Genomic DNA, 26,598 nt, shown 5'->3' on the forward strand with positions numbered 1-26,598 from the left:
TTGGTAACGCCGTTTTTAGATGGTATGTCACGTTTTGATGGAAACAAGGTAGGGAACAACCATGCGGCTTATGCTTATGCGCCATGCCAAGGCTACCCACTCCGCTGAATATGAAGACTTTGACCGCCCGCTTGCCGCTAAGGGCCGTGAAGATGCGACAATGATGGGAGGCTATATTGCGAGCCAGCGCTTTCGCCCGGAGGTCGCTCTTGTTTCAGCTGCTGTCCGAACTTCACAGACATGGGATATTGTAAAGGCTTACACAGGTAATACGCAGACGCGATCAATGCGAGAACTCTATAACGTATCACCTGAAGGCATTCTGTCCGTTATTGAATCAGTTGAAAGTAATGTCTCGACCTTAATGGTTGTCGGGCATAATCCGAGTATTGCCTTTCTTGCAAACAGTCTGGCTGATTTTGGCGAGAAAGCGGTACTGGAAGATATTGCAAGTAAATATCCGACCTCTGCCATGGCTGTTCTTGATTTTGATATTACCAGCTGGCGCGATATCAAATCCGCTCCAGGTACGTTATCAGCTTTTGTATACCCGAAAGTTTTCTCCGCTTAACGTATTGTTCTCAAATGTTTTATCCTGCCTGACACTTGTATCAGCTGATGAGAAACCCCATTTTTATTATCTAATTTCAAATACGGGGCAGGTTGTTGTCTATTTTTTCTGATATTGCAGACATAACAGGCGATCTGGCCTATTCTGTCCGAAGCATATCCAATGATTTGTTTAGTCCATCTCTTCGGTTAGGGGTGACGGGGCTATCACGCTCTGGCAAAACAGTTTTTACTACAGCACTTGTTCACCATCTGACCGGTGGTTTGAACAATATGCCTGCTTTCCGTGCTGCAGCTGAAGGACGTATTAGAAGGGCGAGGTTAACACCTCAACCGGATGATGGGGTGCCGCGTTTTCCGTATGAGCAACATGTCAACGCTTTAATTGATAAGCGGCAGTGGCCAAGTTCGACGACGCAGATAAGTGAATTACGGCTTGATATTGAATATGAACGCAAACGTGGCTGGCGTTCAGGCCCGGGAGCCCTAACGCTTGATATTGTTGATTACCCCGGGGAATGGATACTCGATCTCGCTCTGATAGATACCTCATATTATGAGTGGTCCCGTAAGGCCGTTCAGTTAAGTCGCCGGGCTGATAATCTGCCCCAGGCCGAGACGTGGCTTGAATATGTGAGGGGGATTAATCCGTCGATCCTGGCTGATGAGCTTGTTGCGGAAGAGGCCAGTCAGCTTTTCAAAGACTATCTGCTCGCTCTTCATCAAAGGCCTCAGGCTGTTGCAACAGTGCCTCCAGGGCGTTTTCTGATGCCGGGGGATTTGCAAGGAGCGCCCGCCCTGACATTTGCTCCCCTGATACTGACTGAGGGAGAACCCATTCAGACGGGTAGTCTTGCCCAGCTTATGGAGCGTCGTTTTGAGGCTTATAAACGGCTCGTTATTCGCCCATTCTTTAGAGAGCACTTCCAACGTATCGACCGCCAGATTGTACTGGTTGATGTACTTTCAGCTCTCGATGAAGGGCCTGCTGCCATTGCTGAACTGGAAGAAGCGATTGATCAGGTGCTGTTGGCCTTCCGTACTGGAAAGAACTCTCTGTTCTCAAAAATATTTTCACCACGTGCGGAGCGCGTCCTCTTTGCTGCAACAAAAGCTGATCACATTCATCATATCCAACATGACAGACTGGAAGCCTTCCTGAGATTTCTGGTTGCTCGTGCTGTTCGCCGGACGGAAGCAACAGGTGCGCGGGTCGCATCTCTTGCCTTGGCATCAGTCCGGGCAACGAGAGAAACAACTGTTCGTGATGGCCGTGATATTCTCAAAGCTGTTTCCGGTATCCCGGAAGCAGGGGAGCTTGTCGGGGATGAGCTTTTTGATGGTGAAAGTGAAGCCGTTGTTTTTCCGGGCGAACTGCCAAGCGAACCTGCTGAGGTGATTAAGGGGGCCATTGTGCCAGGCTCATTACGGTTCCCAAGATTTCGTCCGCCACAACTGAATGATACATCCATGCGTTTTGAATCTCTTCCACATATTCGTCTGGATCGTGCTCTGGAATTTTTGATTGGAGATCAACTGATATGACCAATCGCCCACGTGCTTTTCGAGTGGATGCGCACAAGACAGATAATAAGCCTAAAGGTGTTGTTATAGAAGACGATCCCTTTGAGGTTTTTGATCAGCAGATTATCGTTCCTCAACCTGCCAGCCCCTCAAAAGGCGGGCGCTGGTTTCTGATATTCATATCTGCTGTTCTTATTCTGCTTTTGTTAGGTGCAGGGCAATCAAGCTACAAGCTGATACTTGAGCTCCTGTCAGATTCTATCTGGCTTGGCGGGGTGGCTATTGGAGCAGCTGTTGTTGCTGTTCTTGCGGCGTTGGTCATACTTGTTAGGGAAATTAAAGGAATAACCAGAGAACGGCGTATCGAACGTTTAAGGGATGATGCCGTTGAAATTCTGACGGCCGGTAATGAAGTCGAGGCAAAAAATCTGGTTGGTAAGCTCGCAGATTTATACGGGCAAAGCCGGTTTATAGAGGCACAGACAAAAATCCGATCTGTTTCAGGAGAGATTATGGCTCCGGAAGATCGGCTGATCTTTGCTGAAAGAGAACTTCTCAGTCCGATTGATGCAGAAGCTAAACGTATTGTTGCCTCGGCTGCCAAACAGGTCTCTATCGTGACGGCATTAAGTCCTCGTGCACTTGTTGACCTTATCTTTGTGATTTATGCAGCAACAAGAATGCTCAGACAGCTCTCCCGGCTTTATGGTGGCAGACCTGGTGCGTGGAGTTTTTTCCGTCTGGCAAAATCTGCGTTTGCTCATCTTGCTGTTACGGGCGGTTTGGCTGTTGGCGATGGCCTGCTGCAGCAGGTCTTTGGGCTGGGTTTTGCCGCCAAGATCTCTGCAAGATTAGGAGAGGGTGCTCTCAACGGCTTAATGACAGCACGATTTGGTCTTGCTGCGATCTCTGTTTGCCGCCCATTACCCTTCATTGGTGTTGAGCCTCCCCGTTTGGGTGAGGTTGCTGGAGAATTAGTTAAAAAGAGTGACGAACAATGATGAATGGGTTGGAAAGCAGTATACCTAGGTCACTGTTTGCAAGTAGCAATGAGCAAAACTTATAAGCTTTATTTAAAAAAAGTTATTCAACAATAAAATCAGCAAGAGTGGAAAACTAATGTATTGTTTTAAAAAGGTTATTTTATATTTTTCATAATATTTTTAATCCTATTTTGTGGGCTAAAATCCAGATAGGAAATTATATTGAGCAATTGAAATATTGAGGTTGCTGCTGTGACGTTATATAGGCACAAAGCACATAAAATTCGGGGGGAAGGAAAGATACATGGCCGACCTGTCAATTGATAAGACCTACCACCCAACAGAAGACGAGCCGTTCATGAATGAACGGCAGAAAGAGTACTTTCGTCTCAAGCTCTTAGGGTGGAAAGATGAAATACTTAAGGAAGCGAAAGATACGCTAAGCAATTTGCAATCCGAAAGTGAGAATCACCCGGATATCGCAGATCGTGCTTCTTCGGAAAGTGATCGTGCTATCGAGTTGCGCGCAAGAGACCGCCAGCGCAAACTTATTTCGAAGATTGATGCTGCTCTCGCCCGCATTGAAGATGGTACTTATGGCTACTGTGAAGAAACAGGTGAGCCTATTTCTTTAAAGCGCCTTGAAGCACGCCCGATTGCAACGCTGTCTATTGAAGCCCAGGAAAGACATGAGCGTAATGAACGTGTTTATCGCGATGACTAGGTTGCATCGTTCAACTTGAAACATAAAAAAAAGCTGCGTTTTCGCAGCTTTTTTAATTTATCTGACCGGTCTCTGATCAGGAGTTGTCGGACTTCTTGTCTGACCGGCCGAGGAGGCGGGCAAATTCTGCTTCAATATCATCAAGAGAAAATGGATCTGCCTCTTTCTCTGTCTTAGATACTGTTTCTTCCTTGCTTTCTTCCTGCTCTGCTGAGGCTACAGTTTCCTGATCTTCAGCAGTTTCTACTTCTGTCACAGCATCAGCAGTCACTTCCTCACTGATGGCTGAGACTTCCTCTTCAGCAACTTCAACAGGCTGAGTAATCTCTTCTGCTTCTGAAGGTGCTGTAGAAGTCTTCAGAGCCTCTTCAAGCTGACGAGCCATATCCGAGAACAGTGCTTCATCAATCTGAACCTCTGGTGTGCTTTCCTGAGTTTCTTCTTCAACCGTTTCAGTTATTGAAGCTTCCGGTTCTTCGAGAACAACGTTTTCAGTCAGAATTTCTTCAATATGAGCCTTAGGAGCTGGTTCTTCTATCGGGTGATCAGGAGCAACCGCCACTTCTTCAAAGGCAATGGCATCTGATTCTTCCGGAAGAGTCTCTTCCGCAGGCTCAGTCATTTCTGGCTGCAGCTCTTCCTGCACATGCAGGCTGCTCAGGGGAGCGTCTGCTACTGGGGCAGCTGGCGTGGAAAGGTATGGATTTGAAAGGTAAGCCGTATTGAAACGGTTTCCATTCGTTTGTACAGGAGCTGCGGCTTCAACAGCTGGCTCTGCGGCTTCTACAATCGGTTCTGCGGCCTCTACAGGTGCTGTGTAGCTTTGGTAAGCTGCTTCTTGAGCAGGGGGCTCTACAGGCTCATAGCTGTTATCTGTGCTACTACTGCCCTTGAGGAAGTCAGGAACGCTTTCCTCAACTGTCTCTGCAAGCTCATGGCCATATTGAGTCGCTGCTGCGACTGCCGCGATTGATGCTGCTGCAACTGTTGCCTGAGATGCGAGAGATGCTTGTTCATCTTGCTGTTGAGCTGGCTGATAAGCTTCAGGTTCTGCAACACGTGGTTCGATGTATGAAGGCTGTTCACCGAATGGCTCTGATTGATTGTTTTTGAAAAAGCTATCAACCACAGGTCTGACGGGCTGCTCAGGGATAAGCTTTGCCTGAGCAATATCGGCTGTTTCCTGGCGCTCGAAAGCATTATCTGCCGGAGAATGAACTCTGCTGTTTGAAACACGGACGATGTTGGATTCAACAACAACATCGTTTGGACCGCCAATCAGTACAAGATGTTCAACATTATCCCGACGGAGCAAAACAAGCTGCCGTGACCGATCCAGATCGTAAATATCAACAACACCAAGGCGGGGCTGACGATTTCTGCTACGGTCAGCTTCCGAAGATATGAGTTTGCCACCTGTTACTCTGCGGAGAATAACAACAAAAGCCCCCACAACAGCCAGAATGATTATCAGGCTGAGAGCAAATTTGAGCAGTTGTGACATGTCTGATCCGAATATCGAAGACAAGGCTGCATCCTATTCTGAAACAATCGTCTATTAAAAGACGCATAAAAACTATTGTAAGTATTACGATATTACCATGCTGCGCAACTCGCTATGGCCTGCCATATTACTTTTCCTGTTTAATAATCACTATTCTTAAACGGATTTTAAGAGATAAATAAGTCAAATAGCTCCAATTTCAGTATGACAGGCGTATTATTTGTGTCGGGATACATGAAATCATGGTGATGTAGTACAAACAGTGTTTGACCTTATGTAGCCTATCTTGCATGCCTTTGTTCGGGCGTTTGATGACGAGGGTGATCAGACAATATGCATGTTAATCTTGTGCTGGAGTATACTGAAATATGACGTTTAACAGCGGAGATACTGAAGCGGGTAAAACAGGGGGGGCCTCCAATACTGGACGGATACGCTTTGTTTTTATTCTCGCGCTTTTTCTCATAGCTGCTTTGGCCTTGGTACGTCTGGTTGCTCCTGATTACATGAATATCGTTATTGTAATGCTTCTCTCAGCATTGGCTGTTGCCGGTGTTTTCTTTCTGTTTGCGATTGCCGCTGGGGTTGTCCGGCTTTCCAGTGCGGGGCCAGAAACAGTTTTCCCGGATGATTTGCTTGATGCTGTTAATGAAGGTTATGTTATTGTTGAAAATGAACGGGTTACTTATGCCAATAAAACCTACCGTTCTTTCTTCCCTAATGGTGAGGTGCAAACCGTTGAGCGCCTGTTCTCCGGTGCTCCTGAAATTGCAGACATTGTCTATCGCCTGGCACAGGCTGCACGTGAGCGGCGCGAATCCGTTGAGGAAATGCGTGTTGCACGTTCGCTGACCCATAAACATGATTTTGCCTGGTATCGGTTGAGAGTACGGCCACTGGGAAAAGGCTCCTGCACACTCTGGACTGTTACGGATGTGACGAGTGAGCGGCAACGTCAGGAGAATGTTTTTCAGGAACTTCAGCATGCCATTGATTATCTTGATCATGCGCCTGCGGGTTTCCTCTCCGTCAATCCCAAAGGTGCAATCGTCTATATGAACGCAACCCTTGCGGAATGGCTCGACTATGATCTTGCAAAGGTTGGCTCTGGTGGACTTGAGGTCTCGGATATTCTTGCTGATCCATCCAATGTTATGGTCTGGACGGCAGCAGGTGAGGCAGGTGAAGTCTTCACACAGACTTTTGACCTCGATTTACTGGGGCGTAATGGTCAGCATCTTCCTGTAAGAATTTATCACAGGTTAGCCTATGGGCAGGATGGTTCAGCCAGCGAATCACGAACGCTTGTTCTCAAGCGTTCGGAGGTTGCTGAAACAAGTGATGTTGCTCCGACCTCGGATATGCCATTTGCTCGGTTCTTCAATAATACGCCAATTGCGATAGCAACACTTGCGCGTAACGGTGAAATCTTCCGCGCTAATTCAGCTTTTGCGCGTTTGTTCGGAGTTCGGGTGGCGACCGGTAATGGTGAAAACCGTCAGAAGCTGACGGATTGGATTTCTGAAGGACAAAGAGAAGAACTGGCTGCGGCTGTTTTGGAGGCAAGTTCTGGACGTGCCGTCAGCCAGCCACTGGAACTGTCTATTGGTCAGGATGGAAGCCGTTCGGCCCGTGTCTGGATCAGCTCTGCAGGGGATGATGGCAGCCATGGTGAGAGCACCATACTCTATGCTCTGGATACAACAGAGTTTCGTCAGGTCGAGGAGCAACTGGCTCAAGCCCAGAAAATGAATGCCATTGGCCAATTGGCTGGTGGTGTTGCTCACGATTTCAATAACGTTCTGCAGGCTATTATCGGTTACTGCGATCTGCTGTTGGGGAATCATCGTCCAACGGATCCTTCATTTCAGGATATTATGCAGATTAAGCAGAATGCTAACCGTGCGGCGAGTCTTGTACGCCAGCTTCTGGCATTCTCCCGTCGTCAAACCCTGCGTCCGGAAGTTCTGAACCTGTCTGACAGATTATCTGACCTGACAACCTTCCTGAAGCGTCTGCTTGGTGAACGGGTTGAGCTTGATTTCAGGCATGGGCGTGATCTTTGGCCCGTACTGGCCGATGTGCATCAGCTTGAACAGGTCATGATGAATTTGGCCGTGAATGCCCGCGATGCGATGCCAGATGGCGGACATTTGTCCATCCGCACAGAAAATATTCCGTCCGATGTTGCCGCAAAGCTGAATGTTCCGGGCATGACGGCTGGTGATTATGTTCTGATTGAAACAGGGGATACCGGTACAGGCATGCCTGCTGAAGTCGTTGAGAAGATATTCGAACCATTCTTCACGACTAAAGATATCGGTAAGGGAACAGGCCTTGGTCTCTCCACGGTATTTGGTATCGTGAAACAGTCAAATGGCTTTATTGATGTGCGCTCCACAGTTGGTGAGGGAACGCGCTTCCTGATTTACCTGCCACGTCATATCCCCAAGGAAACCGACGTTGAGGTTGAAGAAAAACCTGTTTCGAGCAATGCCCCTGCAATGGATATGACAGGTCAGGGCGTCATCCTTCTGGTTGAGGATGAAGACCCGGTTCGTGCTGTGAATGCCCGCGCGCTGACAGCACGTGGTTATACTGTTCTGGAGGCCGCATCTGGTGTTGAAGCACTTGAGATTGTGTCTCAGCGTGAAACGCCTGTTGATCTTGTTATATCTGATGTTGTCATGCCGGAGATGGACGGGCCAACGCTGCTGGGTGAGTTACGTCAGCGCTATGCTAATCTCAAGGTGATCTTTGTTTCTGGATATGCAGAAGAAGCGTTCCGGAAGCATCTTCCTGAAGGTGAGGACTTCAACTTCCTGCCGAAGCCATTTGGCCTGAAGCAACTGGTCGAAACCGTAAAACAGGTTATGCGTGGCTAATAAATCATCATTGCTGGATATAAAAAATCACCCTAAACATTCGGACAGGGTGATTTTTTATACCTAAAAGCTTATGTCAATTGGCTAGGTTATCAGCTCAGTAAACCTGCCAGCCAATAAGACAGGGCACCAATAACAGCGGCAGCAGGTAGTGTGATGACCCAGGCAACAACGATGTTACTGGCGATATTCCAGCGAACTGCAGAGACGCGACGGGCTGCACCAACACCAATGATTGCACCCGTAATGGTGTGAGTCGTGGAAACAGGAATGCCAAGCCATGTTGCGGCAAACAAAGTAATCGCACCACCGGTTTCAGCGCAGAAACCTTGCGTTGGTGTGAGGCGGGTGATCTTTGAGCCCATTGTATGAACGATCTTCCAGCCGCCGCAGAGTGTACCAGCTGCCATTGCAAACTGACAACTCAGAACAACCCACATTGGAACTGAAAACTCGCCTTCCAGATAACCTGAAGAATACAGAAGAACAGCAATAATACCCATTGTTTTCTGGGCGTCATTACCACCGTGGCCCAAAGAGTAGAGCGATGCAGAGATGAACTGCATGATACGGAAGGTGCTGTCGACTGCCATTGGGGTCGCACGGACAAACAGCCATGACACCAAAAGAACCAACGTCAGTGCCAGCAGGAAGCCAATTGTTGGTGACATAACAATCGCACCAACTGTTTTAAAAACACCTGACCAGACAATTGAACTAAAACCAGCCTTGGCAAGACCAGCGCCAAGAAGGCCCCCAATTAGGGCGTGTGAGCTACTTGATGGAATACCAAGCTGCCAAGTGATGACATTCCAGATAATGGCGCCCATCAAGGCGCCAAAGACCACATGCGCATCAATGATATTAGCTGCAATGATGCCGGTACCAATTGTCTGGGCGACATGCAGGCCAAAGAACATAAAGGCGATAAAGTTGAAGAATGCAGCCCAGAAAACAGCGTATTGTGGGCGAAGAACACGGGTAGCAACGATGGTTGCAATAGAATTTGCAGCATCGTGAAGACCGTTCAGAAAATCGAATAGGAGTGCGACGCCGATAAGGGCAATCAGGATTGGTAAGGAGATTTCAAAACCCATGAGCCCGATCCTAGATTAGACGTGTTCAATGACAATGCCGCTGATTTCATTGGCGACATCTTCAAAGCGATCAACGACTTTCTCAAGGTGATCATAAATCTCGTGTCCAATGATATAGGACATCGGATCTGTCTTGCCGTGATTAAGGAAGAGGGCCTTGATGCCTTCTTCTTCAAGAATATCAGAGCGTTCTTCCAGTCGTGTCATACGCTCAGTAATTGCACCGATTTTGACAACTTCTTTATTGATTGAGCCAAGTAGTGGAACGGCTTCAAATGTCAGCTGAGAAGCCTGAACAATCAAATCACCCATTTCTTTCATCTGGGGTTCAAAGGTCCGAACCTCAAAGAGTAAAATGGCTTTTGCGGTTTTGTTCATCTGATCGACAGCATCATCCATCGAGGTGATAAGGTCTTTAATATCGCCACGATCAAATGGTGTAATGAAAGAACGACGTACTGCCCGGTTGATTTCATGGGCGACAACATCAGCCTCATGCTCAAAACGGATAACTTCCTGACAGTAGAAGGGGACCTTCTCACCACCTTCCATGACGTTGCGTAGAGCGTTTGCCGCACCAACAATAAGATGGGAATGACGGGCAAAGAGTTCAAAAAAACGCTCTTCCTTAGGCATAAGAGCTTGGAACCAACGCATCGTAACCGCCTCATATAGAATTAGTAATCCGGTTTTAATTATCCCCGGAGCAGGGAGTAGGAAGCTATACATACGGTTATCTACGTAGTGCAGACCGAGGTATAAGCACCCTCCTAATAAAGAAATAAGATGTTTCTGGATAGAGCATTCGTTAAATAATCGTAAATAATTGACAGGCGCATCGTCTAGGTCTGTTTTTAGGCTCTGACATCAAGCGCTTGAGATATTAAATTGTGCTTCATGGCACAAAGGTATCCGATAGAGACGCATTATATCTTCAGACATGCTAGATATGTGATCAATATGATCTTCAATTGCGGAGGTACGTGATGGCTAAAGGTATTCTGGTAAAGGCAAATGGTGGCCCTGAGGTTCTGGAATATTGTGATGTACCTGTTGCCAGGCCCCGTGAAGGGCAGGTTCTCATTCGTCAAAACGCAATTGGTGTGAATTTTATTGACGTTTATTATCGAAGTGGCCTTTATCCATCTCAACTCCCATTCGTTCCCGGGAGCGAAGGGGCAGGTGTTGTTCTCGAAGTCGGGCCGGGCGTTAGCCATTTTAAAAAGGGTGATCGTGTTGCCTATGGCATGTCATCCGGTGCCTATGCGGAAGAACGCGTTGTTGATGAAAAGATACTCGTGCATATTCCCGAAGGTATTTCTGATGAGATTGCCGCTTCCATGATGTTGAAGGGGCTGACAGCACAATATCTTCTGCGTCGGACATTCCCGGTTAAGCCCGGTCACACTATTTTGTTTCATGCTGCAGCTGGTGGTGTTGGTTTGATTGCCTGCCAGTGGGCCAAGCATCTTGGCGCAACGGTTATTGGTACGGTCGGTTCTCAGGATAAAGTGCAGCTTGCCAAAGATAATGGTTGTGATCACGTTATCCTTTATCGTGATGAAGACTTTGTTGCCCGTGTTAATGAGATTACAGGCGGCAAGCGCTGTGATGTTGTTTATGATGGTGTTGGAAAATCCACATTCCCCGGTTCTCTGGACTGCCTGAAGCCTTTTGGAATGTTTGTCAGCTTTGGTAATGCTTCTGGCCCCGTTGATGCCTTTAACCTTGGGTTACTTGCCCAGAAGGGCTCTCTCTATGCGACCCGTCCAAGTCTTGGTGCGCATGTTGCTGATCGCAAAGTTCTGGATGAGATGGCCGCTGATCTCTTTTCTGTTGTGAAAAGTGGTGCGGTTAAAATACCTCTTCATGCCCGCTATAAGCTATCAGAAGCCCGACAGGCTCACGAGGCACTTGAATCACGTCAGACAACAGGGGCTATGGTTCTTCTCCCATAAAGTGTGATGCTGCTTGATATTCAAACAGCCGGCATTGTCCGGCTGTTTTTCATTTTGGAGAACTTTCATATTCTGGTGAGTGTGTTAGTTTGCGCCAGATTTAATTCGTTTGATGAGTTTCTGATGCGCCTGCGTGTATTGCATTCCCTTTCCCATAACCCGTGGTTCAACCTTGCTGTTGAAGATTGCATCTTCCGTCAGTTGCCAGCAGATCAATGCGTTCTGTTTCTTTGGCAGAACGCTGATACGGTCGTGATTGGTCGGTCCCAGAACCCATGGAAAGAATGTAATACCCGTATTATGGAGCAGGACGGTATCAAGTTAGCGCGTCGCCAGAGTGGGGGCGGGGCTGTTTTTCACGATCTTGGAAACAGCTGCTTCACGTTTATGGCCGGAAAGCCCGGATACGATAAGACGGTTTCAACGGGCATTATTCTGGAGGCGTTAAAAGCTCTTGGTATTGAGGCTTCTGCATCAGGGCGAAATGATATTGTCGTTGAAACCCCGGAAGGGCAGCGGAAGATATCAGGCTCTGCTTATAAGGAAACGTCTGATCGTGGTTTCCATCACGGAACATTACTGCTGCATTCTGACCTGAGCCGATTGGCCCATTATCTGAATCCGGACCCGAAGAAGCTTTTGTCGAAGGGGATTACGTCTGTCACTTCGCGTGTTGCCAACCTTGATGAGTTTATTCCAGATATTGATCATGCCCGGATTTGTCAGGCAGTTAGTCAGGCATTCTTTAAACACTATGGCCGCACAGCAGAGGTGGAATACATCTCACCAGAGAAAACCCCGGATTTGCCACGCTTTGAAGAGCAGTTTGCTTTCCAGAGCAGTTGGCAATGGAATTTTGGTGATGCTCCATCCTTCTCGCATCTGATGGATACGAGATTTCCATGGGCAGGTATTGAGCTCCACTTTGATGTCGACAGGGGCGGAGAGATTAGTCGCGCACAAATATTTACCGATAGTATGAATCCGACACCGCTCGAAGGCTTGGCAGAGATGTTGCCGGGTACTGTCTATCGGCCTGATGCGATGCAGGAGAAGCTTGCACAGTGGCAGGCAGGCTATCCTGATATGCCAGAGCTTGCGGATGTCTCCAGCTGGATTGTGCAGGAGATTCGCTAGTCATATTTGAGGGCCAGAATGGTATTGGTCTTTCTATATCCATAAAAGCACAGGTATCTGTTGTGGACGGGACACTTTCTTTTGAAGGGAGAAAGAGAAGGTGTGGTGAGATTTTTCCACGACATAACTTATTGAAAACAAATAAAATAAATGAGAACAAAAAAAGAACTTGCAAATGAGAACAAAATGAGTACATATGACGATGTAGCAATTAAAGACTACGTTGTGATTTTTTCAGGCCCCTGCCATAAGGATGTCCGATAATGAATCAGGCTGCATTGCGTTTGGTGGAAAATTCTTCAATGGACAAAGACAAATCTAAGGCGCTCGACGCTGCTCTCTCTCAGATTGAACGTGCTTTTGGCAAAGGCTCGATTATGCGGCTTGGTAAAAACCAGGCTCCGGTAGAGATTGAGACAATTTCAACAGGCTCGTTAGGGCTTGATATCGCTCTTGGCGTTGGCGGTCTGCCACGTGGCCGCGTGATTGAAATCTACGGCCCGGAATCATCCGGTAAGACAACGCTTGCCCTGCATACTGTTGCTGAGGCTCAAAAGCGTGGCGGTGTTTGTGCTTTCGTTGATGCTGAGCATGCTCTTGATACTGTTTATGCCCGCAAACTGGGCGTCCAGCTTGATGATCTCCTGATCTCTCAGCCAGATACAGGTGAGCAGGCGCTTGAGATTGCAGATACGCTTGTGCGTTCAGGCGCGATTGACGTTCTGGTTGTTGACTCTGTTGCCGCTCTGACACCACGCGCTGAGCTTGATGGCGAAATGGGTGACATGCAGCCTGGTCTTCAGGCACGTCTGATGAGCCAGGCGCTTCGCAAACTGACCGGTTCAATTTCCCGTTCCAACACGATGGTCATCTTCATCAATCAGGTTCGTATGAAGATTGGTGTCATGTATGGTTCTCCAGAGACGACAACAGGCGGTAACGCTCTGAAGTTCTATGCTTCTGTTCGTCTGGATATCCGTCGTGTTTCAACTCTGAAAGACCGTGAAGAAGCCGTTGGTAACAACGTGCGTGTGAAGGTCGTCAAGAACAAGGTTGCACCTCCTTTCAAACAGGTCGAATTCGACATCATGTTTGGTGAAGGTATTTCCAAGATGGGTGAACTGGTTGATCTCGGTGTTAAGGCCGGGATTGTTGAGAAATCAGGTTCCTGGTTCTCATATGACAGCCAGCGTCTTGGTCAGGGGCGTGAAAACGCCAAGCAGTTTCTGAAGGATAATCCTGACGTTGCTGAAAAGATCGAGAGCCAGATTCGTCAGAATGCAGGCCTGCTTGCCGATCAGATTCTGGAGGCCGTTGAGCCTACAGCCGATGATCTGGATGAAGGGAAGCCAGAAGAATAAGAAATAAAGCCGCTTTATAAGCTGCTTTCAGAAAGCGTTCCGTCGTCTCCCACAAGACACGGAGCGCTTTTTTATATCCGGAAATGTTATGAAAGAGGTGATTAAGCCTTATTTCCGTTAATGATTGGCATAAATCCTATGGAAAAGCGCTTACACTTTTCCTAATCATGCTCTAAAAGCACTTTAGACCTAGGGGGTAATTGCCCGTAGGTCGTTGTTTATCAATTTTGAGAGTTCGAGCATTCCATGAGCGGCGTAAACGAAATCCGGTCGGCTTTTCTTAATTACTTTGCCAAGAACGGGCATGAAGTTGTTCCTTCAAGTCCGCTTGTACCGCGCAACGACCCAACCCTGATGTTCACCAACGCGGGTATGGTTCAGTTCAAGAACGTATTTACCGGAGCGGAAAAACGCCCTTACAGCACGGCGGTCACATCTCAGAAGTGCGTTCGTGCCGGCGGTAAACATAACGACCTTGATAATGTCGGCTATACAGCCCGCCATCACACTTTCTTTGAAATGCTCGGGAACTTTTCATTCGGAGATTACTTCAAGGATCGTGCCATTGAGCTTGCTTGGAATCTGGTGACCAAAGAGTTTGAACTTCCAAAAGAAAAGCTTCTGGTCACAGTTTACTCTGAAGACGAAGAAGCAGCGACCCTATGGAAAAAGATTGCTGGCCTGACGGATGACAAGATTATCCGTATTTCGACATCCGACAATTTCTGGCAGATGGGCGATACTGGTCCGTGTGGTCCTTGTTCTGAAATCTTCTTTGATCATGGCGACCATATTCCCGGTGGCCCTCCCGGTTCCCCTGATGAAGATGGTGATCGCTTCATTGAAATCTGGAACCTCGTGTTCATGCAATACGAGCAGCTGAAGCCGGGTGAGCGCATTGCTCTGCCACGTCCATCTATTGATACGGGTATGGGGCTGGAGCGTATTTCGGCTGTTCTTCAAGGTACACATGATAACTACGAAACCGATATGATGCGTGGTTTGATTGGTGTTGTTGAAAGCCTTACCAATGTGGATGCCAATGGCCCACAGAAGGCGTCACATCGCGTGATTGCAGATCACCTGCGTGCATCTTCCTTCCTTGTATCTGACGGCGTTCTGCCGTCCAATGAAGGCCGCGGTTACGTTCTGCGCCGCATTATGCGCCGCGCCATGCGCCATGCGCAGCTTCTTGGTGCTAAAGAGCCGTTGATGTATCGTCTCGTCCCAGCTCTTGTTCGTGAAATGGGACAGGCGTATCCTGAGCTTATCCGTGCAGAGGCACTCATTACAGAAACACTGAAGCTCGAAGAGACACGCTTCCGTAAGACACTTGTTCGTGGTCTTGGTATTCTTGATGAAGAAACACGTACACTTGTTCCCGGTGCCAAGCTGTCTGGTGAGGTCGCCTTTACACTCTATGATACCTATGGCTTTCCGCTTGATCTGACACAGGATGCGTTGAAATCCCGTAACATCGATGTTGATACGGATGCTTTTAATGTCGCTATGGAACGTCAGCGTGAAATGGCCCGTGCTGCTTGGGCCGGTTCAGGTGAGGCCGCAACTGAGACCGTCTGGTTCGGTGTGAAAGAAAAGGTCGGTGCAACCGAGTTCCTTGGTTATGATACTGAAAAGGCTGAAGGCGTTATCACTGCTTTGCTGAAAGATGGTAGTGAAGTCACTTCGCTCAAAGCAGGTGATACAGGTATCGCTATTCTCAATCAGACACCTTTTTATGGTGAATCCGGTGGTCAGGTTGGTGATACCGGCGTCATGAGCGGTGAAGGTATCAAGGTTGAGGTAACAGCAACTGAGAAGAAGCTGGGTGATCTTTTCGTTCATCATGTCACTGTACGTGAAGGTGAGCTGAAGGTTGGTTCTGCTGTGGAGCTTAGTGTTGATCATGGACGCCGTTCCGCCATCCGTGCAAACCATTCGGCAACCCACTTGCTGCATGAGGCCCTTCGTCAGGTTCTTGGTGATCACGTTGCTCAGAAGGGCTCTTTGGTTGCTCCAGAGCGTCTGCGTTTTGACTTTGCGCAGCCAACACCGATTTCTGCAGAAGAGCTGCAACGGGTTGAGGATATTGCCAATAAGATCTTGCTGGAGAACCAGCCGGTTGTAACGAAGCTGATGGCCGTCGATGAAGCCATTGAATCCGGTGCCCGTGCGCTCTTTGGTGAGAAGTACGGCGAGGAAGTTCGTGTTGTCTCCATGGGGCTTGATCCGCAAGGCTCATCTAACCGCGCATTCTCTGTTGAGCTTTGTGGTGGTACGCATGTGGCTCGTACGGGTGATATCGGCCTGATCTCGGTTGTCTCAGAAGGTGCCGTTGCAGCTGGTGTTCGTCGTATTGAAGCGATGACAGGTAACGCAGCTCGCCATTACATTGCAGAGCAGGGACGTAAGCTGCATGAAGTTGCAGATATCCTCAAGGCACCTGTCAATGATGCGTCTGAGCGTGTTTCTGCTCTTGTTGAAGAGAAGCGCAAGCTTGAGCGTGAATTGGCTGATGTTCGTCGTAAGCTCGCTATGGGTGGGGCTGGAGCTGATGCCGATGAGTTCAAGGATGTCAAAGGCGTGAAGCTGATGGCTAAAGTTGTCACTGGTATCGAGATGAAAGATCTCAAGAGCCTTGCCGATGAAGGCAAGAAGCGTATTGGTTCTGGTATCGTTGCCATTGTCGGTGTCGCCGAAGATGGCAAGGCCGGCCTGGTTGTTGGTGTGACGGAAGATCTGACTGAGAAGTTTGATGCGGTCACACTGGTTCGTGCCGGTTCTGAAAAGCTCGGCGGCAAAGGTGGCGGAGGTCGTAAAGACATGGCACAGGCTGGTGGCCCGGATGGAGCTCAGGCTGAAGAAGCTCTCAAGGCTGTTGAGGCAGCTATCTGAGACCTCTGTTAGAATTTAAACAATACAGGGCCATATCTCCTTTGATATGGCCCTTTTTTATTAAGATTTGGGAGATGAACCGGTTATGCCACGAGAACCTGCGACAATTCGCTAAAACATTTGAGTTCTATAATATGGACAATATATTTGATATAAAGAACGAATTGAGCTAGGAAGCGTCACATAAGAAATTTTTGTCAGTGAGCACTTCAGGATAAAATTATGCCTTCTCCACGTTCGGTTCCAGTTATTGGTGATGAAACTCTACCCGAGAAAGTTGATGTGGTTGTCATCGGGGGAGGGATCATAGGTTGTTCTACTGCATTGGAATTGGCTGAACGCGGATTAAAAGTTGCTGTTTGTGAAAAAGGTAATATTGGGCGCGAGCAGTCCGGACAAAACTGGGGCTGGGTGCGTATAGGCCGCAGGGATTCACGCGAGGTTCCTCTGATGGCTGAAGCCTTGCGTTTATGGCCTGAACTAGAGAAGCGTACAGGTCATGCTACGGGGTATAACCGTTGTGGGATTGTATTTTCATGTACATCTGATGCTGAATATGCGCGTTACGAAGCATGGCTCGAAAACCTCAAGGGGTTAGACGTTGATTCTCGCATGATTTCTGCAGGGGAATATAAGAAGTTGTTTCCCGGTAATACCCTTGATGTCAAAGGGGGGCACTACACACCGGATGATGGATGTGCAGAGCCTCAGCTGGCCACTGCCGCGATTGCAGAAGGTGCGCGTGCCAAGGGTTGTTATATCCTTACAGAATGTGCTGTTCGCGGTCTGGAGACAACTGCTGGGCAGGTATCTGCTGTTGTAACAGAGCGCGGAACGATTGCCTGTCAGGCGATTGTTCTTGCAGGCGGTGCATGGTCAAGTCTGTTTCTTGGTTCTTTGGGAGTGCGTCTACCTCAACTGCGGGTATTGAACTCGGTTTTACGTACTGAGCCGCTGGAGGGTGGACCAGATACAACGCTCTGGACATGGGATTTTGCGGCACGTAAACGCAAAGATGGCGGATATACGATCGCTTCTGGTCAGGCCAATCTTGTCGATGTTGTCCCTAAGTCCTTCAGCTATTTTATTGATTATCTTCCAACCCTAAAGCATGAGTGGCGTGCTCTCTCCTTGCGTTTCTCAAGCCGTTTCTTTGAAGAAGCACGCATACCGAACAAATGGGCTTTAAATGAAGAAAGTCCTTTCGAGTATCACCGCAGTCTTGATCCTGTTCCTTCCCGAAAGATTCTAGATCGGGCATTTGAGGCTGCGTGCCGCACAATGCCGGTCTTTAGGAAAACAAAGGTTGCACAACGTTGGGGTGGTTATATTGATACAGTTCCGGATGCTGTTCCGGTTATTTCACCAATAGAGAAGATTCCGGGGCTTTTCGTAGCAACAGGATTCTCTGGCCATGGCTTTGGGATTGGCCCAGCCGCAGGGCGTCTCATGGCAAATCTCGTAACAGGGGAGAAACCATTGGTTGATCCTCACAATTTTCGCCTGTCACGTTTTTCAGATGGGACTAAAACTGTTGTTGAATGCGGTTTCTGAGTTAGCTTCAAGAAGTATTCTCAGGAGATCACTTCTATCAATTGAAATGCAATTGAAGAGAATCCGGGAGAGCGATGTTTGATAATAACGATAAATCGTTAAGTGATTTCGGGTTTCGAACTGAAGAGTCTCCCATTGAGCCACATATTCTGATCCATAAGTTTGAAACCTTGATCGGCCCGATGATTGTCTGCGCAACAGAGCAGGGCATTTGCCTGTTGGAATTTACGAATCGCCGGATACTGCTCAAACAGTTTTCTGACTTGCAGCGCTTACTTAAAAGCCGAATAATTATTGGTGAAAACAGGTACATTCGGCAGGTGCGAAAAGAGATCACTGAATATCTCGACGGGAACCGTCAGAGCTTTGACGTGCCATTGCATATGCCCGGGACAGAATTTCGACAGTTGGCATGGAAAGCCTTGTTGAAGGTGCCTTATGGCAAGACGCTTTCCTATCTTGAACAGGCTGAAAACTTGGGTAAGCCTGCGGCCGTTCGTGCCGTTGCAGCGGCGAATGGTGCTAATCGTATTGCGATTATTGTTCCCTGCCACCGCCTTGTTGCGAAGGATGGTTCGCTTGTTGACTATGGTGGTGGGCTTGATCGTAAACGCTGGCTGCTGGAGCACGAGAGAAAGTATGCGAAGGCATCTTAAGATGCAGCCTTGCATGTGACCTACGTTGTGATCTGAAACTGACGATTATCAGCTTGGGAAGGAGCTGGCTTGCTTCCGGTAATATAAGCCGGAGTTGTGTAAACCCCGGCTTTTTCAGGTCAGACTATTTGAATTTCACGATCATTGCTTCGCCGCCAAGTGAAAGAGACAAGCCGCGTGACTTGGCTTTCAGACGCATGATGACGCCATGTTCATTTTCCAGCATAAGGACTTCTCCGCCCTTAGGGCCAACTGCACCACCTGCGCGAACCTGACCGTAGACGCCTTCGAAGTCAGATGGATTGTCGAGTCTGTAGACCGAGCCGGAAGCACGCATTTCCGAAGCACCAATTGAGCCGATGCCGCCGCCACCGATGGTGAACGCCCGTTTTTTGCCGCCACAATTCAGCACGCCTTCACCACCACCGCCGCCACCAATAAAGGCAACGTTTACCGAGTGAATGGAAACCGTACAGGATGGTCTTTCGCGTGTTGTATGTTTGCTGCGCGCAAAGGCATCCTGAGGAGTATAGGTTGCAGCAGCTACAAGACTGGCAATACCTAACATGCCATATTTCATCATGCGGAAAGTCATTTCGTATTGTCCTTCTCATTTATCGGATATCGTAGTCAGATTATCTGAGGATCGCGATTTCATCCGAGAGTTGTAGATTGCGGGGGCGAATTTTGTCTGGAAGGTATGCCCGCTATTACCAAACTAGGGGAGAAACCCGTTTGGGCAAGCTGTGCCGTTCTTTTTTAAGTTATTGATATGGCATCAGATGCCAGCCGAAACTCATACAATGATAAGGCTGTAACAAAGAACTGTCAGATATTTGAAGGGTCGTAGCGGATATCAGCTTTTCCGGAGATGTTAAAAATCGTTTTTCCGTGAAACCTGTTTTGCCGCAATCAAAAGTGCTGTCGCATTGTCAGAAGTATGAGCCCGGCGGTAAGGCCGGGCTCTTTGTTTTTGATATAATCAGGCAGCCATTGCCTTCTTGAGGTTCTCGTCAATCTTGTCGAGGAAGCCAATGGTTGAGAGCCACTTCTGGTCTGCACCAACCAGCAAGGCCAGATCTTTCGTCATGAAACCGGATTCAACGGTATCGACACAGACCTTCTCAAGGGTTGAAGCAAAGCGAGCGAGCTCAGCATTGTTGTCGAGCTTGGCGCGGTGGGCGAGGCCACGTGTCCATGCAAAGATTGATGCGATGGAGTTTGTGGAGGTTTCCTGACCCTTCTGGTGCTCACGGTAGTGACGGGTCACTGTGCCGTGGGCTGCTTCTGCTTCAACGGTCTTTCCGTCTGGTGTCATCAGAACTGATGTCATCAGGCCAAGCGAGCCAAAGCCCTGAGCAACGATATCGGACTGCACGTCACCATCGTAGTTCTTACAGGCCCAGACATAACCGCCAGACCACTTGAGGGCAGAGGCGACCATGTCGTCAATCAGACGGTGCTCATAAGTGATACCGGCTTCTTTGAACTTGGCAGCAAATTCGTTGTCGAAGACTTCCTGGAACAGATCCTTGAAGCGACCGTCATAGGCTTTCAGGATTGTGTTCTTGGTTGACAGATAGACAGGATACTTGCGCATCAGGCCGTAGTTCATGGAAGCGCGGGCGAACTCACGAATAGAATCGTCGAGGTTGTACATAGCCATAGCCACGCCAGCATCCGGGAACTTGAAGACTTCCTTCTCAATGACAGTACCGTCTTCGCCTTCAAACTTGATTGTCAGACGGCCTTTGCCCGGAACCTTGAAATCCGTTGCGCGATACTGGTCACCGAAAGCATGACGACCGACAACGATTGGCTGTGTCCAGCCAGGAACAAGACGTGGAACGTTCTTGCAGATGATTGGCTCACGGAAAATCACACCACCAAGGATGTTGCGGATTGTACCGTTCGGGGACTTCCACATTTCCTTGAGCTTGAACTCTTCAACGCGTGCTTCATCAGGTGTGATGGTTGCACACTTGATACCTACGCCATGCTTTTTAATCGCATTGGCGGCATCAACCGTTACCTGATCGTTGGTTGCATCGCGGTTCTCGACGCTCAGATCGTAATATTCGATATTGAGATCAAGGTAAGGGTGGATCAGCTTGTCCTTGATGTACTGCCAAATGATACGGGTCATTTCATCGCCGTCTAGATCGACGACAGGGTTGGCAACTTTAATCTTGGCCATCACTCACCTCTGGCTGGAGAAACAGATTGGCAGTAGACCTGCCTATGAAACTAATACCTCTGGCTAATACCGCGACAAAACGGCCTACGGAAGTAAAATTGTTATATGCTTTGGTGGGGTATGTGCATACTTTAAGCTAATAGATACCATGTATGCATTAAAAATGCCGGTTTATAAGCCTTAAAAGCTAATGTTACCTCTTTGGTGATAAGGTAAGTCGAAAAATTCTTGTACTTTAATAATGATATGGTTGCCATGACGGATACAGACCAGCCCAGAAATCTTTCTCAGAAGCCAGTAATTATTCTTGTTGGGCCTCAGATGGCCGAGAATATTGGTATGGTTGCCCGTGCGATGGCGAATTTTGGCTTATCGGAGCTCCGTCTTGTCTCTCCACGAGGTGGCTGGCCCAAGAAAGGGGCTCATTCTGCAGCTTCCGGTGCTACTCATATTCTGAAAGATGCTGCCCTTTATGATACTGCAGAAGAGGCCGTTGCTGATTTGCAGTTTGTTTTTGCGACAACTGCACGCGAACGCGGACAGATGAAGCGGGTGTATGCGCCGGCTGAGGCCGCATTAAAGACCATAGAGCGCAATACGGCAGGCCAGCGTGTTGGTATTATGTTTGGGCGTGAGCGCACCGGTCTGGAAAATGATGAGGTTGCACTGGCTGATGCGATTATAACTTTTCCGGTTGATCCGGATTTTTCTTCACTGAACCTTGCTCAGGCCGTCCTGCTTGTAGGTTATGAATGGTATAAGAATGTAACGAAAGAAGCCTTACCTTTTGATGGTGAGCCACAGACGCCTCCGGCTAATAAAGAAATGGTGCTTTCTTTCTTTGAATATCTTGAGAGTGAGCTGGAAGCTGCAAATTTTTATCCGCCAGACAAGAAACCAACGATGACACGTAACATGCGTGACATATTTTATAGGCTTGAGATGACTGAACAGGATGTTCGAACGCTCAGGGGCGCCGTGCGTGTTCTGGTTGAAACAAGAAGATCTCGTAAATCTCAAATAAATTAACGATATGCAAGGATACTCTGGTGCATAGTGTTGCCAGTGGTAGTCATTCTCCTTCTTGAAGAGGCCGTTATGCACGCAAAAACGCTTGTAGCTCTGACTTTTGCAATTCTAGCCACAGCCTCATATGCGCATGCTGCTGTTCCGCCAACACAGGCAGAGCAGGGAGCCGGTGGAATGGATTATACTGGTTCAGAAGTTATCAAGCGTTCTGTTGGTAGTGCCGAAGAACCTATCTTTGTATTTTATGCAAAAGAAGGTGGAACAGAGCCACGGCCCGTTATTGTTTTCTTCCACTCATGGGGTGGTAATAATCCGCGGTATTTCGGTAACTGGATTGAGCATCTTGCACGTAAAGGAAACTTGGTTCTTTTTCCGAAGTTTCAGGAAGTGAATAAAACCCGGCCAATGGATGCAACAACAATTGCCTCCCGTATGGTAAGCAGTGCATTGAAGGCTTTATCCGAGGATGATCAGGTTCGCCCGGATAAGGATAAAATTGCTTTTGTTGGTTATCTTGCGGGCTCAATCGTTGCTCTGGATCTTGCCGCTGGTGCGAAAGGCTATGATTTACCAGAGCCAAAACTCGTTATGAGTCTGATGCCCGGTGGGGTGGCTAAAGAAGGTGACAGTAAGGGCATTCCTATGCCCGATCTTTCGAATATTCCAACCTCCACGATGTTGATAACCATGAATGGTGATCAGGATCACGTTCCGGCTGATCGTCTCGTCAAACGTATCATGGCAGAGAGTACGGGTGTTCCTGCTGCACAGAAACTGTTTATGCGTGTGGTATCAGATAGACATGGTTATCCGCCGCTTTCTGCCACACTGGTTGCTCCGGGTGCGGTAAATGAGGAGTATGCGGCTGATAAAATTCCTCTGCCACCATCTGCTGCTGTTGAAGAAACACTGGCACCTGTTAAGGGCAAAGGGAAGGGCAAGAAGGCTGCTCAGAAAGATCCACGTGTGAAATGGACTTCCGATATGGCTTTAACAGGGCCTCAATCTACCCTGACGATGATGTTAGGTAATAATGGAACGGATAATCTGGATTACCGGGCCTTCTGGAAAACGCTTGATCTCGTAACGGATGCTGCCTTTGCCGGGAAAGAGGCAGTTACGCTTAAAGCCAATCCTGCTTTTCTGGACATGGGAATATGGAGTGATGGCTGGCCTGTACGTCGTTTAAGTGCTGACAGCCCTAAGGATGGTCGCGAAGAAGCAGATACAACTGCAGCAACAAAACGGCGTCGTTTCTAAATTGTAAAAATTATTTTATAAGCCGGTTTTTGGGGTTGATAGATTCCAAAATCTTTAACTTGTTCTGCGTATGATTGCTTTATTGAGTATATGAAGCAATAAACATGCGTTACGATTTATTAGCAGGAGCGGCAGAGGCCGCTGTACCAATGCCACGTCAGGTTCCGACAATTCTAGTATTTGACTCCGGATTAGGGGGACTTACTGTTTTTGCCGAAGTGTTTAAAGCACGCCCAGACGCACGTTTTATCTATGCAGCCGATGATGCTGGCTTTCCTTATGGCCGGTTAAGTGAGAGAGATCTTGTAGCCCGTTTGCTGAGCGTCATGGAGAGGCTGATTGAGCTGCATTCGCCTGATATCGTGATCATTGCCTGCAATACGGCCTCTACGCTGGTAATGCCGCATTTACGTTGTCGTTTCCCAATACCATTTGTCGGTACTGTGCCTGCTATTAAGCCTGCGGCCTTGATGACCAAGAGCCGACGGATCAGTGTTTTGGCAACACCGGGAACTGTTGCGCGTGATTACACTCATGAACTGATCAATACTTTTGCCTCCGGCTGCGATGTTGAACTTATAGGTTCTCCAAATCTGGCTGGAATGGCTGAAGCAGAATTGCGTGGCGCTCCTGTCCCTGATGAAATGCTTCTGGCAGAGTTAATGCCGTGTTTCGTTGATAAAGATGGTCGTAAAACAGATATTATTGCATTAGGCTGCACGCATTATCCGCTTTTGCTTGAGCGCTTTCAAAAGCTTGCGCCATGGCCTGTAATATGGCTTGATCCGGCACCGGCGATTGCAAAACGGGTTGTTCAGTTGATTGGTGCTCCGCTTGCCGGACATGAAACTGATGAGGATGCATTTGCTGTTTTTACGTCGGGTGAAAACCTGAGTGCTGATTTAAAGGGTGCCCTTGAGAAGCGTGGCTTACCTAAGCTTGAGGTCGAATCTATTCCACTTCTGATAGCCTAAAAGGCGTTCAGAGATTGACAATTCCATTCTGACCCTATAGGAAAACCCAATCTCGCGGTCGTTTTCGGCCGCGTGAGCTTTTATACGCACCCGTGTTTCCAGTTTGCGCTGGCAACTGTCGTTTTCTTGAAAGGCTTGCCTGAAAAGAAAAAGGAGGAGGGCGCGTTCCTCAAAAGCACCTATTCTAAACTCAAGAGGAATCGCGATGTCAAAACGCATTCAGGCCAAGTATAAACTTGACCGTCGTATGGGCCAGAACATCTGGGGCCGCCCAAAGAGCCCTGTTAATCGCCGTGAATATGGTCCAGGCCAGCACGGTCAGCGCCGTAAAGGCAAGCTCTCCGACTACGGTACACAGCTCCGCGCTAAGCAGAAGCTGAAGGGCTACTATGCAAATATTACCGAGAAGCAGTTCCGTCGTATTTACACGGAAGCTGTCCGCCTGAAGGGCGACTCCGGTGAAAACATGATTGGCTTGCTCGAGCGTCGTCTCGATGCGGTTATCTACCGCGCCAAGTTCGTTCCAACACCGTTTGCTGCTCGCCAGTTCATCAACCACGGCCACATTAAGGTCAATGGTCGCCGCGTTAACATCGCTAGCTACCAGGTTAAGATTGGTGATGTGATCGAAGTTAAGGAATCTTCCCGTCAGATCGAGATGGTTCTGGTTGCTTCTCAGTCTGCTGAACGTGATGTTCCAGATTACATCGAAGTCGATCACGGCAAGATGACAGCTAAGTACAACCGCGTACCGAGCCTTTCTGAGGTTCCTTATCCGGTTCAGATGGAACCAAATCTGGTTGTCGAGTTCTATTCACGCTAATCGCCTGAATACATCTCAAAAAGAAAAACCCCTGCAGCTCAGTTGCAGGGGTTTTTCTTTGTTTGTCTGATCTTGCGAGGGGGGGGCTGAAGCAAGATCAGACAGGGGGTATTAAATTATGTCTTAGAGTGCGCGATGTGGGCCAGCTCTATGACCTTCGTGACGTGGGCCACCCTGTTTATGCATGCCAGGCTTTCTAGGGCCGTGCTGCATTTCGAATGGACGCAGAAGCTGAGGTAAAAGCTTCTTCTGGCCATCATCAAGGCTTGCCCATAGAGGCTTCATCGCATCGAGCAGTTTCTTGCTGCCTTCAGCCATCTGCTGGCTCATATCTGCACGTGTTTCAAGGCGTTGCATGAAATCAGGGCGTTCTTTGGAGTCTTTACGTGCTTCACGCATTTTATCCATGAAATCGCTGCGGGCTTTCATATTGTCTTTAAGGGCTGTTTCAACCGGAGCCCAAAGCTTCTGCTGGTCAGCTGTCAGCTTAAGGCCGGCTGGAACACCGGCTAGACGAGCCTCTGCATAAGCCTGCATGTCAGCGCGCTTTGCTTTCCAGTCAATTTTCTTGCTCATGCGTTCTGTCTGAACGGATGGGCCCTTGTCTGTGGCATCTTCAGTCTGGGCGTAAGCAACAGTGCCAGACATCGCAAGAAGTGCGGCAGCGGCTGTGAGAGTAGCGAACTTTTTCATTTAATAGCTCCTTTGCTAAAACGACTTCTATTCACTTTCAGGAGAATAGTGTTTCAAGAACATGGCGCTATAATGACGTAGGCAATCTCTCTCCTTGATGAAGAGTAGATGAAATTTTTGTCATGTTTGAATAAGTCGGTCAGAGACCTTGCAGAAAGCCTGCAAATCTCATGAGGCCTTCAGGCCATGGCCCGTGTCCACTTTCGGTATTAATATGACCGACATGACCAGCATCCGCGAGTGTTGAGCCCCATTTCTCTGCCAGCTTCTGAGCCTGTTCAAAAGAGCAGTAAGGATCATTCTGACTGGCTACCAGAACAGATGGGAAGGGGAATGGCCGTTCGCTGAATGAGTGAGCGAAGTCTTTATCAATAGATTCCGGTGCACCTTCCAGATGCAAATCTGGTGGGGCGACAAGAAAAGCACCCTTTACGAGGCCTTTAGGGATGTCGTGGGCGGCATGGAGTGCTGCAAGTACTCCGAGGCTATGCGCAACCAGAATTGCCGGACGTTGGGCTTGTGAGACCTGATGAACGATACGCTTTGTCCAGTCTTCACGCTTTGGGGCGTGCCAGTCATCCTGCACAACGCGTTGTGCAGTGGCGAGCTTTCTCTCCCAGCGCGTTTGCCAGTGGTCTTCGCCCGAGTTTGTGTAGCCGGGCAGGATAAAAATGTCAGCTTCTGAAGTACGCATAAGACAGAGATAATATCTTGATCGCGTTTCGTCGAGGGGGCTTAAGAAAAAAGCGGGGTCATGCCCCGCTTTTAATTCAG

At 48.4% G+C, this 26,598-nt stretch carries 22 protein-coding genes; 15 read left to right on the forward strand and 7 right to left on the reverse strand.

What is annotated here, in order from left to right; all coding sequences use genetic code 11:
* The first annotated feature begins 61 nt into the window (after window positions 1–61).
* The 4 genes from WJT86_RS10320 to dksA all read left to right on the forward strand — a co-directional run bounded on the left by WJT86_RS10320 (window position 62) and on the right by dksA (window position 3,801).
* Window positions 62–571: a SixA phosphatase family protein gene (locus tag WJT86_RS10320; protein ID WP_346337480.1), complete on the forward strand. Its 510-nt coding sequence runs from the start codon at window positions 62–64 to the stop codon at window positions 569–571.
* Between the two features lie 95 nt (window positions 572–666).
* A complete protein-coding gene (locus WJT86_RS10325; protein WP_407066945.1) occupies window positions 667–2,115 on the forward strand; it encodes a YcjX family GTP-binding protein in 1,449 nt (482 codons plus the stop codon).
* Window positions 2,112–3,095: a YcjF family protein gene (locus WJT86_RS10330; protein ID WP_346337481.1), complete on the forward strand. Its 984-nt coding sequence runs from the start codon at window positions 2,112–2,114 to the stop codon at window positions 3,093–3,095. The genes WJT86_RS10325 and WJT86_RS10330 overlap by 4 nt, the downstream gene beginning before the upstream one ends.
* Before the next feature lie 286 nt (window positions 3,096–3,381).
* On the forward strand, window positions 3,382–3,801 hold the full coding sequence (gene dksA / locus WJT86_RS10335; protein WP_346337482.1) for an RNA polymerase-binding protein DksA: 420 nt from the start codon (window positions 3,382–3,384) through the stop codon (window positions 3,799–3,801).
* Between the two features lie 76 nt (window positions 3,802–3,877).
* Here the strand turns inward: dksA and WJT86_RS10340 are convergent, their stop codons facing one another.
* On the reverse strand, window positions 3,878–5,305 hold the full coding sequence (locus WJT86_RS10340; protein ID WP_346337483.1) for a hypothetical protein: 1,428 nt from the start codon (window positions 5,303–5,305) through the stop codon (window positions 3,878–3,880).
* Window positions 5,306–5,673: 368 nt separating this feature from the next.
* Between WJT86_RS10340 and cckA the strand changes: the two genes are divergently transcribed.
* The gene (gene cckA / locus WJT86_RS10345; RefSeq protein WP_346337484.1) at window positions 5,674–8,190 is read left to right on the forward strand and encodes a cell cycle histidine kinase CckA; all 2,517 of its coding nucleotides are present in this window, start codon (window positions 5,674–5,676) and stop codon (window positions 8,188–8,190) included.
* 92 nt (window positions 8,191–8,282) lie between these two features.
* Here cckA and WJT86_RS10350 read toward each other — a convergent pair whose 3' ends face one another.
* Both WJT86_RS10350 and WJT86_RS10355 read right to left on the reverse strand, forming a co-directional pair.
* Window positions 8,283–9,287 carry an inorganic phosphate transporter gene (locus WJT86_RS10350; protein ID WP_346337485.1) on the reverse strand — a complete coding sequence of 335 codons (1,005 nt, stop codon included), beginning with the start codon at window positions 9,285–9,287 and terminating at the stop codon, window positions 8,283–8,285.
* 15 nt (window positions 9,288–9,302) lie between these two features.
* Window positions 9,303–9,944: a DUF47 domain-containing protein gene (locus WJT86_RS10355; protein WP_346337486.1), complete on the reverse strand. Its 642-nt coding sequence runs from the start codon at window positions 9,942–9,944 to the stop codon at window positions 9,303–9,305.
* 329 nt (window positions 9,945–10,273) lie between these two features.
* On the opposite strand from WJT86_RS10355, the gene WJT86_RS10360 reads away from it, so the two are divergent.
* The 6 genes from WJT86_RS10360 (at window position 10,274) to WJT86_RS10385 (ending at window position 18,848) form a co-directional block, all read left to right on the forward strand.
* Window positions 10,274–11,245: a quinone oxidoreductase family protein gene (locus WJT86_RS10360; RefSeq protein ID WP_346337487.1), complete on the forward strand. Its 972-nt coding sequence runs from the start codon at window positions 10,274–10,276 to the stop codon at window positions 11,243–11,245.
* Between the two features lie 123 nt (window positions 11,246–11,368).
* Window positions 11,369–12,382 (forward strand): lipoate--protein ligase, encoded by a 1,014-nt coding sequence (locus tag WJT86_RS10365; RefSeq protein WP_346337488.1) that lies wholly within the window; start codon window positions 11,369–11,371, stop codon window positions 12,380–12,382.
* A 263-nt stretch (window positions 12,383–12,645) separates the two neighbouring features.
* Entirely contained in the window at window positions 12,646–13,743 is a 1,098-nt protein-coding gene (recA, locus tag WJT86_RS10370) for a recombinase RecA (RefSeq protein WP_346337489.1), read from the forward strand.
* Between the two features lie 246 nt (window positions 13,744–13,989).
* The gene (alaS, locus tag WJT86_RS10375) at window positions 13,990–16,638 is read left to right on the forward strand and encodes an alanine--tRNA ligase (RefSeq protein WP_346337490.1); all 2,649 of its coding nucleotides are present in this window, start codon (window positions 13,990–13,992) and stop codon (window positions 16,636–16,638) included.
* A gap of 222 nt (window positions 16,639–16,860) precedes the next feature.
* Window positions 16,861–18,192 (forward strand): NAD(P)/FAD-dependent oxidoreductase, encoded by a 1,332-nt coding sequence (locus WJT86_RS10380; RefSeq protein WP_346337491.1) that lies wholly within the window; start codon window positions 16,861–16,863, stop codon window positions 18,190–18,192.
* Between the two features lie 74 nt (window positions 18,193–18,266).
* Entirely contained in the window at window positions 18,267–18,848 is a 582-nt protein-coding gene (locus WJT86_RS10385; protein ID WP_346337492.1) for a methylated-DNA--[protein]-cysteine S-methyltransferase, read from the forward strand.
* A 124-nt stretch (window positions 18,849–18,972) separates the two neighbouring features.
* On the opposite strand, the gene WJT86_RS10390 is transcribed toward WJT86_RS10385, so the two are convergent.
* Window positions 18,973–19,443, reverse strand: coding sequence for a hypothetical protein (locus WJT86_RS10390; RefSeq protein WP_346337493.1), 471 nt, complete (start codon window positions 19,441–19,443; stop codon window positions 18,973–18,975).
* A gap of 387 nt (window positions 19,444–19,830) precedes the next feature.
* Window positions 19,831–21,045 carry an NADP-dependent isocitrate dehydrogenase gene (locus WJT86_RS10395; protein ID WP_346337494.1) on the reverse strand — a complete coding sequence of 405 codons (1,215 nt, stop codon included), beginning with the start codon at window positions 21,043–21,045 and terminating at the stop codon, window positions 19,831–19,833.
* Window positions 21,046–21,300: 255 nt separating this feature from the next.
* On the opposite strand from WJT86_RS10395, the gene WJT86_RS10400 reads away from it, so the two are divergent.
* From WJT86_RS10400 to rpsD, 4 genes are all read left to right on the forward strand, one after another.
* Window positions 21,301–22,074, forward strand: a complete 774-nt coding sequence (locus WJT86_RS10400) for an RNA methyltransferase (RefSeq protein WP_346337495.1) — start codon at window positions 21,301–21,303, stop codon at window positions 22,072–22,074.
* 69 nt (window positions 22,075–22,143) lie between these two features.
* Window positions 22,144–23,334: a dienelactone hydrolase family protein gene (locus tag WJT86_RS10405; protein WP_346337496.1), complete on the forward strand. Its 1,191-nt coding sequence runs from the start codon at window positions 22,144–22,146 to the stop codon at window positions 23,332–23,334.
* Window positions 23,335–23,438: 104 nt separating this feature from the next.
* Window positions 23,439–24,308 (forward strand): glutamate racemase, encoded by an 870-nt coding sequence (murI, locus tag WJT86_RS10410; protein WP_346337497.1) that lies wholly within the window; start codon window positions 23,439–23,441, stop codon window positions 24,306–24,308.
* Between the two features lie 205 nt (window positions 24,309–24,513).
* Window positions 24,514–25,131 (forward strand): 30S ribosomal protein S4, encoded by a 618-nt coding sequence (gene rpsD, locus WJT86_RS10415; RefSeq protein WP_346337498.1) that lies wholly within the window; start codon window positions 24,514–24,516, stop codon window positions 25,129–25,131.
* Between the two features lie 123 nt (window positions 25,132–25,254).
* Here the strand turns inward: rpsD and WJT86_RS10420 are convergent, their stop codons facing one another.
* Entirely contained in the window at window positions 25,255–25,824 is a 570-nt protein-coding gene (locus WJT86_RS10420; protein ID WP_346337499.1) for a Spy/CpxP family protein refolding chaperone, read from the reverse strand.
* A 139-nt stretch (window positions 25,825–25,963) separates the two neighbouring features.
* On the reverse strand, window positions 25,964–26,518 hold the full coding sequence (locus WJT86_RS10425) for an RBBP9/YdeN family alpha/beta hydrolase (RefSeq protein WP_346337500.1): 555 nt from the start codon (window positions 26,516–26,518) through the stop codon (window positions 25,964–25,966).
* Window positions 26,519–26,598: the final 80 nt, after the last annotated feature.

The organism is Hohaiivirga grylli, from assembly GCF_039655745.1.
Lineage (GTDB): Bacteria > Pseudomonadota > Alphaproteobacteria > Rhizobiales > Beijerinckiaceae > Hohaiivirga > Hohaiivirga grylli.

What these genes read in the sequence shown, in the direction of transcription:
- WJT86_RS10385 (WP_346337492.1), top strand. Translation starts at nt 18,267, where the DNA reads ATGTTTGATAATAACGATAAATCGTTAAGTGATTTCGGGTTTCGAACT.
- WJT86_RS10340 (WP_346337483.1), bottom strand. Translation starts at nt 5,305, where the DNA reads ATGTCACAACTGCTCAAATTTGCTCTCAGCCTGATAATCATTCTGGCT.
- WJT86_RS10405 (WP_346337496.1), top strand. Translation starts at nt 22,144, where the DNA reads ATGCACGCAAAAACGCTTGTAGCTCTGACTTTTGCAATTCTAGCCACA.
- WJT86_RS10360 (WP_346337487.1), top strand. Translation starts at nt 10,274, where the DNA reads ATGGCTAAAGGTATTCTGGTAAAGGCAAATGGTGGCCCTGAGGTTCTG.
- WJT86_RS10350 (WP_346337485.1), bottom strand. Translation starts at nt 9,287, where the DNA reads ATGGGTTTTGAAATCTCCTTACCAATCCTGATTGCCCTTATCGGCGTC.
- WJT86_RS10365 (WP_346337488.1), top strand. Translation starts at nt 11,369, where the DNA reads ATGCGCCTGCGTGTATTGCATTCCCTTTCCCATAACCCGTGGTTCAAC.
- WJT86_RS10330 (WP_346337481.1), top strand. Translation starts at nt 2,112, where the DNA reads ATGACCAATCGCCCACGTGCTTTTCGAGTGGATGCGCACAAGACAGAT.
- dksA (WP_346337482.1), top strand. Translation starts at nt 3,382, where the DNA reads ATGGCCGACCTGTCAATTGATAAGACCTACCACCCAACAGAAGACGAG.
- WJT86_RS10420 (WP_346337499.1), bottom strand. Translation starts at nt 25,824, where the DNA reads ATGAAAAAGTTCGCTACTCTCACAGCCGCTGCCGCACTTCTTGCGATG.
- WJT86_RS10380 (WP_346337491.1), top strand. Translation starts at nt 16,861, where the DNA reads ATGCCTTCTCCACGTTCGGTTCCAGTTATTGGTGATGAAACTCTACCC.
- murI (WP_346337497.1), top strand. Translation starts at nt 23,439, where the DNA reads ATGCGTTACGATTTATTAGCAGGAGCGGCAGAGGCCGCTGTACCAATG.
- rpsD (WP_346337498.1), top strand. Translation starts at nt 24,514, where the DNA reads ATGTCAAAACGCATTCAGGCCAAGTATAAACTTGACCGTCGTATGGGC.
- WJT86_RS10425 (WP_346337500.1), bottom strand. Translation starts at nt 26,518, where the DNA reads ATGCGTACTTCAGAAGCTGACATTTTTATCCTGCCCGGCTACACAAAC.
- WJT86_RS10390 (WP_346337493.1), bottom strand. Translation starts at nt 19,443, where the DNA reads ATGACTTTCCGCATGATGAAATATGGCATGTTAGGTATTGCCAGTCTT.
- alaS (WP_346337490.1), top strand. Translation starts at nt 13,990, where the DNA reads ATGAGCGGCGTAAACGAAATCCGGTCGGCTTTTCTTAATTACTTTGCC.
- WJT86_RS10355 (WP_346337486.1), bottom strand. Translation starts at nt 9,944, where the DNA reads ATGCGTTGGTTCCAAGCTCTTATGCCTAAGGAAGAGCGTTTTTTTGAA.
- recA (WP_346337489.1), top strand. Translation starts at nt 12,646, where the DNA reads ATGAATCAGGCTGCATTGCGTTTGGTGGAAAATTCTTCAATGGACAAA.
- WJT86_RS10395 (WP_346337494.1), bottom strand. Translation starts at nt 21,045, where the DNA reads ATGGCCAAGATTAAAGTTGCCAACCCTGTCGTCGATCTAGACGGCGAT.
- cckA (WP_346337484.1), top strand. Translation starts at nt 5,674, where the DNA reads ATGACGTTTAACAGCGGAGATACTGAAGCGGGTAAAACAGGGGGGGCC.
- WJT86_RS10320 (WP_346337480.1), top strand. Translation starts at nt 62, where the DNA reads ATGCGGCTTATGCTTATGCGCCATGCCAAGGCTACCCACTCCGCTGAA.
- WJT86_RS10400 (WP_346337495.1), top strand. Translation starts at nt 21,301, where the DNA reads ATGACGGATACAGACCAGCCCAGAAATCTTTCTCAGAAGCCAGTAATT.